The sequence below is a fragment of the Alienimonas californiensis genome (assembly GCF_007743815.1).
GTDB classification, from domain to species: domain Bacteria; phylum Planctomycetota; class Planctomycetia; order Planctomycetales; family Planctomycetaceae; genus Alienimonas; species Alienimonas californiensis.
Genome location: NZ_CP036265.1, coordinates 654,690 through 667,602, shown reverse-complemented (window position 1 = coordinate 667,602; position 12,913 = coordinate 654,690). Strand labels below are relative to the sequence as shown.

General features: G+C 71.4%; 11 protein-coding genes. 7 read left to right on the top strand and 4 right to left on the bottom strand.

Annotated features, from left to right (window positions below):
- The first annotated feature begins 20 nt into the window (after positions 1-20).
- Positions 21-1,571, top strand: coding sequence for a mercuric reductase (locus CA12_RS02630; protein ID WP_145357313.1), 1,551 nt, complete (start codon positions 21-23; stop codon positions 1,569-1,571).
- Positions 1,572-1,687: 116 nt separating this feature from the next.
- Here the strand turns inward: CA12_RS02630 and CA12_RS02625 are convergent, their stop codons facing one another.
- The 3 genes from CA12_RS02625 to CA12_RS02615 form a co-directional block, all read right to left on the bottom strand.
- On the bottom strand, positions 1,688-2,692 hold the full coding sequence (locus tag CA12_RS02625) for a hypothetical protein (protein WP_145357312.1): 1,005 nt from the start codon (positions 2,690-2,692) through the stop codon (positions 1,688-1,690).
- 52 nt (positions 2,693-2,744) lie between these two features.
- Positions 2,745-3,293 carry a hypothetical protein gene (locus CA12_RS02620; protein WP_145357310.1) on the bottom strand — a complete coding sequence of 183 codons (549 nt, stop codon included), beginning with the start codon at positions 3,291-3,293 and terminating at the stop codon, positions 2,745-2,747.
- Positions 3,294-3,590: 297 nt separating this feature from the next.
- The gene (locus CA12_RS02615) at positions 3,591-4,664 is read right to left on the bottom strand and encodes an NAD(P)/FAD-dependent oxidoreductase (RefSeq protein ID WP_145357308.1); all 1,074 of its coding nucleotides are present in this window, start codon (positions 4,662-4,664) and stop codon (positions 3,591-3,593) included.
- Positions 4,665-4,832: 168 nt separating this feature from the next.
- Between CA12_RS02615 and CA12_RS02610 the strand changes: the two genes are divergently transcribed.
- Genes CA12_RS02610 through CA12_RS02595 form a run of 4 tightly spaced genes read left to right on the top strand, consistent with a single transcriptional unit; the run spans position 4,833 to position 8,413 of the window.
- Positions 4,833-6,326: a lipopolysaccharide kinase InaA family protein gene (locus CA12_RS02610; RefSeq protein WP_145357306.1), complete on the top strand. Its 1,494-nt coding sequence runs from the start codon at positions 4,833-4,835 to the stop codon at positions 6,324-6,326.
- The gene (locus CA12_RS02605) at positions 6,326-7,225 is read left to right on the top strand and encodes a DUF1570 domain-containing protein (protein ID WP_145357304.1); all 900 of its coding nucleotides are present in this window, start codon (positions 6,326-6,328) and stop codon (positions 7,223-7,225) included. Before CA12_RS02610 ends, CA12_RS02605 begins: the two co-directional genes overlap by 1 nt.
- A gap of 27 nt (positions 7,226-7,252) precedes the next feature.
- Positions 7,253-7,912, top strand: a complete 660-nt coding sequence (locus tag CA12_RS02600) for an ankyrin repeat domain-containing protein (RefSeq protein WP_145357302.1) — start codon at positions 7,253-7,255, stop codon at positions 7,910-7,912.
- 39 nt (positions 7,913-7,951) lie between these two features.
- Entirely contained in the window at positions 7,952-8,413 is a 462-nt protein-coding gene (locus tag CA12_RS02595) for a hypothetical protein (RefSeq protein WP_145357300.1), read from the top strand.
- Between the two features lie 43 nt (positions 8,414-8,456).
- On the opposite strand, the gene CA12_RS02590 is transcribed toward CA12_RS02595, so the two are convergent.
- Positions 8,457-9,113: a cyclase family protein gene (locus CA12_RS02590; RefSeq protein WP_145357297.1), complete on the bottom strand. Its 657-nt coding sequence runs from the start codon at positions 9,111-9,113 to the stop codon at positions 8,457-8,459.
- 114 nt (positions 9,114-9,227) lie between these two features.
- Here CA12_RS02590 and CA12_RS02585 point away from each other — a divergent pair, with 114 nt between their 5' ends.
- Together CA12_RS02585 and CA12_RS02580 are read left to right on the top strand one after the other, a co-directional pair.
- The gene (locus tag CA12_RS02585; protein ID WP_207622115.1) at positions 9,228-10,229 is read left to right on the top strand and encodes a glycerophosphodiester phosphodiesterase family protein; all 1,002 of its coding nucleotides are present in this window, start codon (positions 9,228-9,230) and stop codon (positions 10,227-10,229) included.
- 87 nt (positions 10,230-10,316) lie between these two features.
- Positions 10,317-12,764, top strand: a complete 2,448-nt coding sequence (locus CA12_RS02580; protein ID WP_145357295.1) for an ATP-binding protein — start codon at positions 10,317-10,319, stop codon at positions 12,762-12,764.
- Positions 12,765-12,913 lie beyond the last annotated feature (149 nt).

Genomic DNA, 12,913 nt, shown 5'->3' with positions numbered 1-12,913 from the left:
TTCGATGAAAAGCCGCCGCCATGTCCGACCTCGCCGCTCTCCAGCCGCTCGACGAGCACAATCGCCTGCTGCAAAGCCGGGTGCACCCGACGGACTGGACGAACCCCACGCCGGACGGTCCCTATAACGTGGTGATCGTCGGGGCCGGCACCGCCGGACTGGTGACGGCGGGGATCGCCGCGTCGCTGGGAGCGAAAACGGCGCTGATCGAACGCAGCCTGATGGGCGGGGATTGCCTGAACGTCGGCTGCGTGCCCAGCAAAGCCTTGATCCGCAGCGCCCGCTGCGTCGCGGAGGTGCGGGACGCGGCCGGCTACGGGGTGAACGTGGACAGATATACGGTTGACTTTCCGAAGGTGATGGAGCGGCTGCGATCCCTCCGGGCCGGCATCAGCCCGGCCGACAGTGCCGTCAAGTTTCGCGATCACTACGGGGCGGACGTTTATATTGGGGACGCGACCTTCACCGGGGCCGATTCCCTCACGGTGGTCGGGGACGACGGCGCCGCTCGCGAACTCACCTTCGCCAAGGCCGCGATCTGCACCGGCGCCCGGGCCGCCGCCCCACCGATCGACGGATTAAAAGAGGCCGGTTACCTCGACAACGAAACTGTCTTCAGCCTTACGGAGCTGCCGGAGAGCCTGATCGTGCTGGGCGGCGGGCCGATCGGCAGCGAACTCGCCCAGTGCTTCGCCCGCTTCGGCACAAAGGTCACGCTGCTCGAACGCGGGCCGCGAATCCTCTCCCACGACGACCCCGACGCCGCCGCGGTCGTGCAGGCGGCGCTGGCACGCGACGGCGTGCAGGTGCGCACCGAGACCGAGGCCGACCGCGTCGCAGCGACGGCCGACGGCAAAACGGTGCATTTCAAGGGCGGCGGGAGCGTGACGGCGGCGGAAATTCTCGTCGGGGTCGGCCGTCAGCCGAACGTGGACGGCCTGGGGCTGGAGGCCGCGGGGGTTGAATACGATCTGAAGACCGGCGTCTCGGTGAACGATTCGCTGCAAACCTCGAACCCGAAGATTTACGCCGCAGGGGACGTGTGCAGCAAACTCAAGTTCACGCACGCCGCGGACTTTCTCGCCCGCACCCTCATTCGCACGGCCGTCGCCCCCCGGGTCCCGCTAATCGGCGGGGCGAAGGCGAGTGAGCTGGTCATCCCCTGGTGCACCTATACGTCCCCGGAACTGGCCCACGTCGGCCTGACGCCGCAGCGGGCCAGGGAGCAGGGCGTCGAGATCGACACCCTGGAGCAGCCCTTCGCGGAGGTGGATCGGGCGATCTTAGAAAGCCCGCACGGCGAACCGCCCGGCTTCGCCCGGGTGCATCTCAAAAAGGGGACCGATGAAATCGTCGGCGCCACGGTCGTGAGCGACTCCGCCGGCGAGCTGATCTCTCAATTCAGCCTGGCGATGACGCACGGAATCGGGCTGTCGAAATTCGCTGCGACGATTTATCCCTATCCCACGCAGGCGGAGGCGGTCCGCAAGCTGGGCGACGCCTATAACCGCGGCCGGCTCACGCCGACGGCGAAAAAGGCCCTCGGCGCGTGGTTCAAGTGGACGCGGTAGCGCCGCGGGCCGTGGCGCGTCGTTCGTTTGACATGAGTGCATAAGAATGCGGCCCCGGCGGTGAGGCCGGGGCCGCAGGCGAAGGCGTCACCGTCGCGGGACGGCGGGCGAATCGCTCAGTTCCGGGGACGCAGCGCGTTGCCGCGGTTCCGGTTCGCATTGCCGCGCTCGACGTTGTTGCGGCTTTGGTCGTCGCGGTTCATATTGTTCCGCTCGCGTTCGCCGCGGGCGTCGACGTCGGCGGTCTGGCCGTCGGCGTAGACGAGGGTGGCGATCAGGGCGGGCTCGTCGTTGAGGGACCCGGGGCGGGCGATGAGGGAGATCTCGTCGCCCTGCTCGAGGGTCAACGGGGCCAGCTTGGTCTTCTCCCCGAGGTTGACGGTCACTTCGCGGCCACTGACCAGCCGCATATCGGCGATGACGGACTGATCGCCGAAGCCGCGGAACCGGACGTTCTTCAGGCCGGTAATTTCGCCTTTGACGCGGCGGAGGCCGGAGGGCTTCGGACGGTCGATCTGCACGGTGTTGCCGTCGCTGGACACCTTGGAGGCCAGCAGCATGGCGCGGTCGTTAATGCGACCGCGTCGGCCTTCAACGTCGACGCGATCGCCCTCGGTCAGCTTGAGTTCCTCGACCTGGGCCGCGGGGCCGAAGTCCACCTTGGCGACGGTGCCGCGATCGGTCCGCACGCGGCCGACCATGTGCGGGCCGCCGTAGCCGGACAGTTCGATCTTTCTCAGGTTCGTCAGTTCGCCGTCGACTTTCCGGGGGCGCTGGCTGGCGCGGTCCATCCGCTGGCGGCTGGCGTCGCGGGCGGCGACGTAGTCGAGGGCGTAAATCGTTTCCACGGCGTCGATGCGGCCGTCGCCGTCATAGTCGGCGCCGACGCTGATAAATCCGGTCGGCTTCAGCACGGCGGCGTGTTGCGGCGTGCCGCGATCCGTCGGCTTCCCTTTGCCGTCCCGCATCCGTTCGCCGGTTTGAAGCCGTTCGCCGGCTTGAGGCTGGCTGCGATCGGCGGCTTGCCGACGGGTCGGCCGCTCCTGTGCGGTCAGGAGGGGAGCGGCGCCGACGGCAAGGGCCAGCGCGGCGGCGGTCAGGGTGAGGTTGCGAGTCTTCATGAGTGATCCTTTCGTACGGTGAGATGAGCGATTGACGGCGGGGGCGGGCGGTTCAGTCGTCCAGCCTCTCTTCGACGGCCTCGCGGCGTTCCTCCCGCAGTTCAAGGCGTTCCTCCTGCAGTTCGCGACGTTCCTCCGCCAGGTCTTCGAGCGCGTCGTCGTCGTACCACTCGTCGAACAGGCCGTCGTTATCAAAGGCGTCGTTGCTGTAATAGGAGTCGTAGGCGTAGTTGCCGTAGCCGCGCTCGTAATCGCCGAAGCGGTAGTCGTCGTCGTAGTACTCGCCGTACTCCGCCCACTCGCCGTAGTCTTCGCCGCGGTCGTAATACGACCCGTAATAGTCGTCGGCGTAGTCCCGGTAGTCGTCGCCGTAGTAGTCGCCGAGGCTGTAGTTCCCGTTGCCGTAGTATCCCCGGTCGCCGTATCCGTAGTTGTTATAGCCGTAGTTGCCGAAGCCGTAGCCGAAGCCGCCGGGGTTGTAGCCGTATGAGGCGTCGTACCCGAAGCCGTAGGGCGAGCCGTAGCCGTAGTAGCCGAACTGGGCGGGGGCGGACGGGGCGGCGAACGTCAGCGCCAGCGTCGCGGCGGCGGCGATTAACAAGCGATGAGCGCTTCTCATCATGGACTCCTCAACGGGGAACTGGAAAATGCGCCGCCCGCTCGTACGCGGCGGCGTTCGGCGTCGGCTCGGCGGCGATCCGCCGGCCCGGCCGTATTGACGAGGAAGACGTTAGCGGGCCGCCGATTCCGTCGCTCGGGGAATTAAACGCGCATCGTGCGGGGGCGTCTCACCGCCCCCCCCCGGAGAACGCCCCCGCGGGGTCGGCCCCGGCGTCCCGATACGGAAACGGCCCGCAGTCATTGAAGCTCAGCGGGGCCGCCGCGGAGCCGCGGGCCGTCAGGGCGCCGCCCGCTCCGCCAGCGCCAGGCCGGACAGGAACGCCCCCTCGATCCGGCCGCCCAGGCGCCAATCCCCCGCCGCCCCCAGCCCGGCGGCGGAGTCGTACAGGCATTCGCCGGCCCCCTCGGCCGGCGCCGCGTTTTTCACGTGGGCGAACCGCCAGCGGTGGGCGGTTTGAAACGTCGGCGCCGGCAGCGTTTCGCCGGTCGCCTGACGCACGAGGGCCGTGAACGCGGCGACCATCTCCGGCAAGACCGCCGCGGGCGGACGGTCGGCGTGGGCGTCGGACCAGTCGGCCTTGGCATGCAACGTCCACCGCTCCGGCGTGGGCGGCCGGCCGGGTTTGGAAGTCTCTCGGGCCGCCCAGGCCAGCGGGTTCGGGGAGCCGTCCGGCAGGCGGTCGTCGTTCAGGAAGGCGCCGTCGAAGGGCAGGGCGGGGGCGGCGTCGAAGGCCAGCAGGGCGGCCCAGCAGGCCTGATGCTCCGCCCGTCGCACCGCCGGCGTGAAGTGGGCGTGCCCGGTCAGTAGCGCCGCCGTCTGCGGCGCCGGGGCGGTGACGAGAACCTGCTCGAACGGCCCGGCCGGCGGCCCCTCGTCGAACCGCAGCGTCCAGCCGGCACCGGTTCGTTCCAGCGCCGTCACGCGGCGGTCGGAATGCACGGACAGGCCCTCGGCGAGGCGGCGGGGCAGGGCGTTCATTCCCGGCACGCCGACCATCAGGCCGGGCGTATGCTTCACCGCAAACGTGTCGCCCTCCACCGCGGCGACGCGGCCGGTCCAGGGGGCGACGACGCCCTCGTCCCGCCAACGCTCCACGACCCGGGCGAATCGTTCGTCCTTGACGGTGAAGTACTGCGCCCCGTGATCGAACGGCAGGACGGCGCCGGCGTCCGGCTCCTCCCGCCGGGTGCAGGCCCGCCCGCCGACGCTGCGGCCCTTGTCGAACACGGTCACGGTCCGCCCCGCGGCGTGCAGCGCACGGGCGCAACTCAGCCCCGCGATCCCGGCGCCCACCACGGCGATTCCTCCGGCGGCGATCGGTCCGGCGGCGGGGGCGGGGGGAGGGGGCATGAGGGACTGTAGGCGGCGTTCCGCCGCCGACACCCGGGCCGGCGGGGCGGCCCCGCGGCGAACCGCCCTTGTCGATTCGGGCGACGCTGTGTGAGGATTGCGTTGATCTGACGTCCGGGCGGCCCCGCCCGCCGACTCGCGTTCATCGCCCCGCCGTTCCCCCGCCTCATGCCCGCCCAGCCGCCTCCCGCCGGCCCCACGGACGGGTTGCGGCCGGTCCCGGGCGTGACGGGCCTGTGGCGGGCGGCGCCGGGGTGGGAAGACGTGCTGCTCGGCCCGGCCGGCCCGCCGCTGGAGCGTTGGCGGGAGGAGGGACGCCTGGAGGCCGTGAAGCGGTCGCGGTACCGCACCGTCTGGCGGCTGCGGTTGGAGCCGGGGCCGGACGGGAACGACCGGATCGCGTTTCTGAAAATCGCCGCCGGCGGGCGGGGCGGGGGCGTGCGGGCGCTGCTCGATCCGGGGCGGCCGTTGCGTGAGGCTCAGGCCGCGGCGCGTGTCGCCGCCGCGGGGGTGGCGACCGCCGCCCCGCTGCTGGCCGGTCGGTTCGCCTGGAATGCAGAGCCGCTGGAGTTCGACGGCTTCGACGCCGGCCCCCGCGGCGGACGCGGCCCGGCCCGGGCGTTGATCACCGCCTCCGTCGAACCCGCCGTGCCGTTGCCGGCGGCGCTCGCCGCCGCGGACCGGCTCGCCCCGGAGGTGCGGCGGAGGGTGACCTTCGCCGTCGCCGAGGCCGTCGCCAAACTGCACGCCGCGGGGCTGTTCCCGGGCGATCTGCACCCGGGCAACCTGTTCCTACGGGGGCTGGAACCGACCGCCGACGGCGGCTTCGCTCTCGCGGCGGACGAACCGGAGCCGACGCTGATCGACCTCTCCCCGCTGCACGTCCGTCGCCGCTGGCCGGGCCGGCGGGGACGGATCGCGGCGTCGCTGGGGATGCTGGCCCACGGCGTGGCCGGCGAGAGCGCCCCCGCCGACCGCCTGCGGTTCCTCGCGGCTCATCGGGCGGCGCTGGGGGCGGCGACGGGCCTCGACCCCGCGGCGCTGCTGGGCGACTGGCGGGAGTGGGCGACGCGGGTGGAGAGCGTGCGGGAGGCCGAATCGCGGCAGCGGCACGCCCGCCGGGACCGCCACTGGCGGCGGGGCTGCCGGGGCATGCGGATGCTCGACGCCGAGACCCGCTGCGTCGCCGAACTGACCGACGAGGAGGCCGCCCGGCTGCTCGCCGCGACCGAGGACCGCTCGGCCACGCAGGCTCCGCCCCGGATCGGGGACCGGGCGGTGCGGCTCGTACGGCGGTCGCCGGAGGCGGTGCGGTTCGGCTGGGAGGTCGGCCACGCGCTTCGGCGGCGGGGGGTTCCGATCGCCGAGCCGCTGGTCTGCCGGCAGGAACGCCACGCCGGCACGCTGGCCCTCGCCGCCGGTCGTCCCTTGGAAGCCACCCCGGAGCAGCGCCGGGCCGCCGGCCGGCTCTGCGAACGGCTGCGGGCCTGCGGGTACACGCTCGACGGACCGCGGGCCGAGGACTTTCAGCTCGACGAGGACGGCGCCGTCATGTTGGCGAACCCCGTCGACCTGCGGCCCGCCGGCCGCGACGAGGCGGCGCCGGTCCCGGCGTTCGACCCTCCCGCCGCCCCCGCCCTCCTCTGGCAGCGGGCCGCCTGATGCACGTTCGCCCCCGGACCGCCGATCGATTCGGCGCCGTGCGGCCGTTCCTCACGGCGGCGGGGGCGCTGTGCTTCGCGGTCCTCGCCAGCGGCTGCGCGAGCCTCACCGGCGGGACGGACGCGGCGCCGGGGCTGGGCTCCGCCGGGCTCGCCCCGCTGACCGGCCCGCCGACGCCGGGGCGGCACTCCGTGCGGGTGGAGAACCTGATCGTCAAAAGCGATTCGGAACTGTCCGCGGACGACCCGTTGATCGCCGACCTCCGCCGACTGCGGGCGGACGTGACGAAAGCCCTCGCCCTGCCGGAGGCGACGAAGGACGTGACCGTCTTCCTGTTCGCCGACGAACCGGCCTACCGCCGGTTCCTCGAGTACCGGCACCCCGGCCTGCCGCCGCGGCGGGCCTACTTTGTGGGGACGGGCACGGCCCTGCACGTCTACACCTATCTCGGCGACCGCACCGCCGAGGACCTGCGGCACGAGACGGTCCACGGCCTGCTGCACGCCAGCCTGCCCGGCGTCCCGCTGTGGCTGGACGAGGGCTTGGCAGAGTATTTCGAAACGCCGACCCCCGGCGCCGTGAACGGCGATTATCCGGAGTTGCTGGCCCGGGCCGTGGCGGGCGGCTGGCGGCCGGATCTGGCCCGGCTGGAGGCGATGGACGACTTCGCCGCCCTCTCCCGGCAGGACTACGCCGAAAGTTGGGCCTGGGTCCACCTGATGATGAGCGGCGACCGCACCGTGCTGCTGGATCACCTCGCTTCCCTCGGCCCCGGCGGCACGAGCCCGGTGAGTCTGACGACCCGCCTCTCCGCCGACCGCCCCAGTGCCCCCGGCCCGCTGCTGACGGCCCACATCGCCACGCTGCTCGGTAGCGGCGTGCTGCACGCGGGGCGGTAAGCGCTCCTTTCGAGAAAGTCAGCGAACGTGGTCGACCCGACACGCTCCGAGTTCCACGGCGTCCGCGCCGACTCCCCGCAGGACGCGCTCGGCATCGCCGCGGCGAACTCGGACCTGGCCGCGATTAACGCCCTGCTCGCCGACGGCGTCGCCGTCGACGGCGTCGCGGGGTACTCCCAGTCGACCGCCCTCTGCTCCGCGGCCGGTGCGGGCGCGAAACGAGCGACCGAGTTGCTGATCCGGTCCGGTGCCGACGTGAACCGGCCCGGGGCGCACGACATGACGCCCCTGATGCAGGCCTGCTCCTGCGGCGGGAAGAAGGGGGAGAAGGTCGCGGCGCTGCTGCTCGACGCCGGGGCGGACGTCAACGCCGTCCGCGCGGCGGACGAGATGACGGCGCTGAAGTTCGCCGTCGGCGGCGGGACGCCGGAGACCGTGAGGGGACTCGTCGACGCCGGCGCCGTGGTCGACGGACCGCCCGGCGAGCCGCTCACCGCCCTGATGATCGCCGCCCGGAATAACAACGTGAAGGCGTTGAAGGTCCTCATCGACGCCGGCGCCGACCCGCACCGGACCTGCGGCCTCCCGTGGGCGGAGAACCGGACGGCCCTCGGTCTGGCCGAGCTGGAGAAGCAACGTCAGGCAGCCGCCTACCTAAGAACGCTGGAGCCCGGCAGGGCGGATTGAGTCGCCCGTACGCCGGGGCGGCGGCGTTAGGATGACGGCGTGACGGCCGAACCCGACGACGACCCCGCCACCGCCTTCGTCGTCCGCCGCCCCGTCGCGGCGGCGTGCGTCCCCGGGCTGTCGATCGCGGCCGCGATGTTCGTCCTGCTGCTTTCCAACGGCGGGCCGATCGGGCCGGGGTCGCCCGCGTGGCCGCTGGAACTCGTGCTCGTCGGGTGGGGCCCGGTGTTGGCGTTCGTCGTCGTGGGGATCGTGCTGTCGGCCGAGACGCCGGCGTTCCTCTGGATCGTCGGGGCCTGCGGCGTGATGCTGTTCGGGGCCGCGGGAACCGTGGGGCTGGCGGCCTATTACGGCGTGGACTTGGGACGGGTCGGGGGGCCGTGGTGGGTCGGGGCGGGGTTCCTCGTGCTCGAACTCTCGCTGGCCGGCGGGGTGCTGCTGGCCGTGCTGCTGGCCGGGCTCGGGTGGTGCGCCCGGTTCGCCCGGCCGCCGGCGGAGTGACCGATGGTGGAGTGACCGACGGCGGGACGACCCGCGGCCGCCCTCACCACTGGGCCCAGGCCCGGCAGGGGGCGCCGTCGGCGTCGGCGAGGGGGAGCGGTGGGCAGGCGAAGGTGAATCCGCTCGTCGGCAGCGCCGAGAGGTCCGCCAGGTTCTCCACGATCAGCAGGCCGGCCCCCAGCAGGATGTGGTGGATCGGGAACCGGACCGCTCCCACGGGGTCCGGGCTGCACACGTCCAGGCCCACGCCCCGCAGGCGCCCGCCGTTCGATTCGGCGAGCTTCGCCACCCGCTTCGCCGCCGGCGAGGCCAGCACGGGAATCTCGTTGAAGTACGACGGCTCCCCCCACTCCAGCGCCCGCCCGGTGCGGATCAGCAGGAACGTGGCCTCCGCCAGCGGCCGTTCGATCTCCGCCAGCAGGTCGAGGCCGATCGTCGCCCCCGGCGGCAGGTCGGTCACGTCCAGCACGCAGGCGGGACCGAAGAAGTGTTCGATCGGGAACTCGTCCAGCGGGCGGGCCTCCGGCAGCATGTGGGCCGGGGCGTCCAGGTGCGTGCCGGTGTGCGAGAGCAGCGTCACTTCCCGTTCGCGGTAGCCGTCCGCCTGGTACTCCGCGGCCTCTTTGAAGGCCGGCGGGTCGTCCCCGGGATAGGCTGGCATCCCGGGGCGGATCGGGTGGGAGAGGTCGACGAACGGCATCGGGCGGGGCGGGGACGAACTTCATCGGGGATTCACACGCGACAAGCCGCATCAGGATACCGTGCGGCGCCGTTCAGTCCCTCCCCCGTTCGTCTCGCTCTCACCGCCCGCTCCATGATTGCGTCCGTCCTGCTTGCCGCCTGTCTGGCCCCGGCGTTCGCCCCGGCGTTCGCCACCGAGGTCCGCCCGGCCGCGGCGCCGATCGTCATCGCCCACCGCGGCGCCAGCGGACTCCTGCCGGAGCACACCACCCAGGCCGTCGCGGTCGCGCACGCCCTGGGGGCGGACTACATCGAGCAGGACGTCGTGCTGACCCGCGACGGCGTGCCGATCGTGCTGCACGATCTGCACCTGGACGCCACCACGAACGTCGCGGAGGTCTTCCCGGACCGGGCGGCGCCGAACGCCCCGCCGGGCCGCCGCTATTCCGCCCTCGACTTCACCCTGGCGGAAATCAAAACGCTGCGGGTCTCCGAACGATTCGATCCGAAGACCGGCCGGGCTGTGTTCCCGTCCCGCTTCCCGCCGCACACCGGCGAGTTCGCAGTGCCCACGCTGGCGGAGGAGTTGGACCTGATCGCCGGTTTGAACGCCGCCTCCGGCCGAACCGTCGGCATCTACCCGGAATTGAAGCGGCCCGCGGAGCATGCCGCCGCGGGGCTGGACCTCGCCGCCGCCGTTCTCAGAACGTTGGCGGAGCGGGGTTATACAACCCGCGACGACCGCTGCTTCCTCCAGTGTTTCGATCTGAAGGAGTTGAAGCGGGTGCGGCACGAACTGGGGTGCGAATTGAACCTCGTGTACCTCACCAGTTCGGCGCCCAAAAGCGACGCGGAGTGGGCGGAGATCGTCGCGGTCTGCGACGGCTTCGGCCCGGCGTGGCCGGCGGTGGTCCGGTTCGAGGAGGGCGCCCTCCGCTCGACGGGATTGGCGGAGCGGGCCCGGGCCGCCGGGTTGGCGGTGCACCCCTGGACCGCCCGGTTCGACGCGATGCCCGCGGGGCAGGAGGGCGAGGCGGGCTTCGCCGCCCTGCACGAGGCCTTGATCGCCGCGGGGGCGACCGGGCTGTTCTCGGACTTTCCGGGCCGCTCCGCCCGGCTGCTCCGGCGGCGGTAGCGGGGGGCCGCGGGCAGGGTTGCGTTCCGCCCGGGGGAGCCGATCGTACGCCGGTTCGCCGTTCCCCCCGCCCGCGGTCGTCGCCGGATGCCCTCGCTGCCCGCTTACGAGACGCTCGGCCAGTTTTATCTCGGCCGGGAGCACGACCCCGCCACCGGGAAGACGGGCGACGACTATTACCTATACGACTCCCGCGATCTGACGACGCACGCGGTGGTCGTCGGCATGACCGGCTCCGGCAAGACGGGCCTCTGTCTGAGTTTGCTGGAGGAAGCGGCGATCGACGGCGTGCCGGCGATCTGCATTGACCCGAAGGGGGACCTGGGGAACCTCGCCCTCGCCTTTCCGGATTTAAAACCGAGCGATTTCCGCCCCTGGGTGGACGCCTCCGCCGCGATCGCCGCCGGGGAAACGCCGGACGAATACGCCGCCAGCACGGCGAAACGCTGGAAGCAGGGCTTGGCGGAGTGGGATCAGGACCCGGAGCGCGTCGGCCTCTACAAACGCAGCGCCGAGGTCACGATCTATACCCCCGGCAGCGACGCCGGCGTGCCGATTACGGTGCTCAAATCATTCGCCGCCCCGCCGGAGGCCGTCCGCCGGGATGCGGAGGCCTTTCGGGAAAAAGTCTCCGCCAGCGCCGCGGGACTGCTCTCGCTGATCGGGCTGGACCCGGACCCGGTCGCCAGCCGGGATCATATTCTGCTCGCCAACGTGCTCGACCACGCCTGGCGGGGCGGGGAGGACCTGAGCCTGGCCGACCTCATCCGCCGCATCGCCGACCCGCCGTTCGACCGCGTGGGGGTGTTCGATCTGGAGTCGTTCTACCCCCGCAAGGACCGCACCGGCCTGGCGATGCGGGTGAACAACCTGCTGGCCTCGCCCACCTTCGCCGGCTGGCTGAAGGGGGAGCCGCTGAAGATCGACTCGCTGCTCTATACCGCCGACGGCCGGCCGCGGATCAGTATCTTGTCGATCGCCCACCTGTCGGAGGCGGAGCGGATGTTCTTCGTCACTCTGCTGTTGGGCGAGTTTCTGACCTGGACCCGGCAGCAGAAGGGCACGGGCAGTTTGCGGGCGCTGCTGTATATGGACGAGGTGTTCGGCTACCTCCCGCCGATCGGGGAGCCGCCGACGAAGCGGCTGTTCCTCACCCTGCTCAAACAGGCCCGGGCCTACGGCGTGGGGCTCGTGCTGGCCACGCAGAACCCGGTGGACGTGGATTATAAAGCGCTGTCGAATGCCGGCACCTGGTTCCTCGGCCGGCTCCAGACGGAGCGGGATAAAATGCGGGTGCTGGAAGGGCTGGAGGGCGCCAGCCTGCAGGCCGGGGCGAGGTTCGATCACGCCCGCATGGACGAGGCCTTAGCCGGATTGAAGAGCCGGCAGTTCGTCGTCAACAACGTCCACGACGACGGCCCGGCGTTCCTCACGACCCGCTGGGTCCTCAGCTACCTCGCCGGCCCCCTGACCCGCGGGCAGATCGGCGAATTGATGAAAGAGCAGAAGCGTCACGCCGAGGCCCCGCGGGGCCTCGGCGTTAAAGAGGAACAAGGCGCTCCCGCTTCGCCCCCGACCGCCCGCCCGGTGCTGCCCGCGGGCGTGAAGGAGCTGGCCCTCGCGGCCGACCGCGTGCCGACCGGCAGCCGCACCGTGCTGCGGCCGGCGCTGTACGGCACGGCGAAGCTGCACTACGTCAGCTCGACGTATCATCTCGATGAATGGCGGGAGGTGAGCGTCTGCACGCCGGTCCGCGGTTCAATTCCCGCCGACCCGTGGGGCGACGGGCTGGAGACTGTGCCCGCCGGCGCCCCGGCGCCGCTTGATAGGGCGTACGACCTGTCGCGGGTCGAGTTCGCCCCGGCCCCCGCGCACCTCGCCGGGGCGAAGAATTACGGCTCCTGGCAGGGCAAGTTGAAGGATCACCTGTACCGCGAGCGGCGGCTGACGGTTTATCAATGCCGGGAGCTAGGCGAAGTCAGCGAGCCCGGCGAGGACGAGCGGGACTTCCGCGTCCGCCTGACTCAAGCCGCTCGGGAGCATCGGGACCGGGAGGTGGAGAAACTCCGCACGCGGTACGGCTCGAAGATTCGCACCGCCGAACGCATGGTCGGCACCGCCCGCCGCCGCGTGGCCCGCGAGCAGGAGCAGGCCGACCGGGCCAAGCAGGACAGCTACCTCAGCCTGGGCGGCTCGCTGCTGGGGGCGTTGTTCGGCCGGAAATTACTCAGCAGCACGAACGTCCGCCGGGCCTCCACGGGCATGCGAAGCCTCGGCCGGGCCAGCGACCAGGCGGACGACGTGGGCGAGGCCGAGGAAATGAAGTTGGAACGGGAAGAGAACCTCGCCGCGATCGAGGAGGAACTCGCCGCGGAGATCGCCGCGGTGGAGGACGAATTGAACCCCAGCAACCTGAAGCTGACGTCCAAAACGATCGCCCCCCGCAAAAGCGACATCGACGTCGCCCCGCTGTCAGTCCTGTGGCGCCCCTGGAGCGTCGACCGCAGCGGCATCGCCGAGCCGGGGTGGGGGTGAGGCTCGGCAGAAGCCGATCTACTTCACGTGGGAGATGTACTTATTTCTGTGCAATTCAAAAGGAGTTGAGGGTGTTCAGGTTGTCTGAAGACGGAAGTTGGAAACGAAAAGCGGTCAGCCTGTTCAGGCGGAGCAAAGTCGTAAGGCCG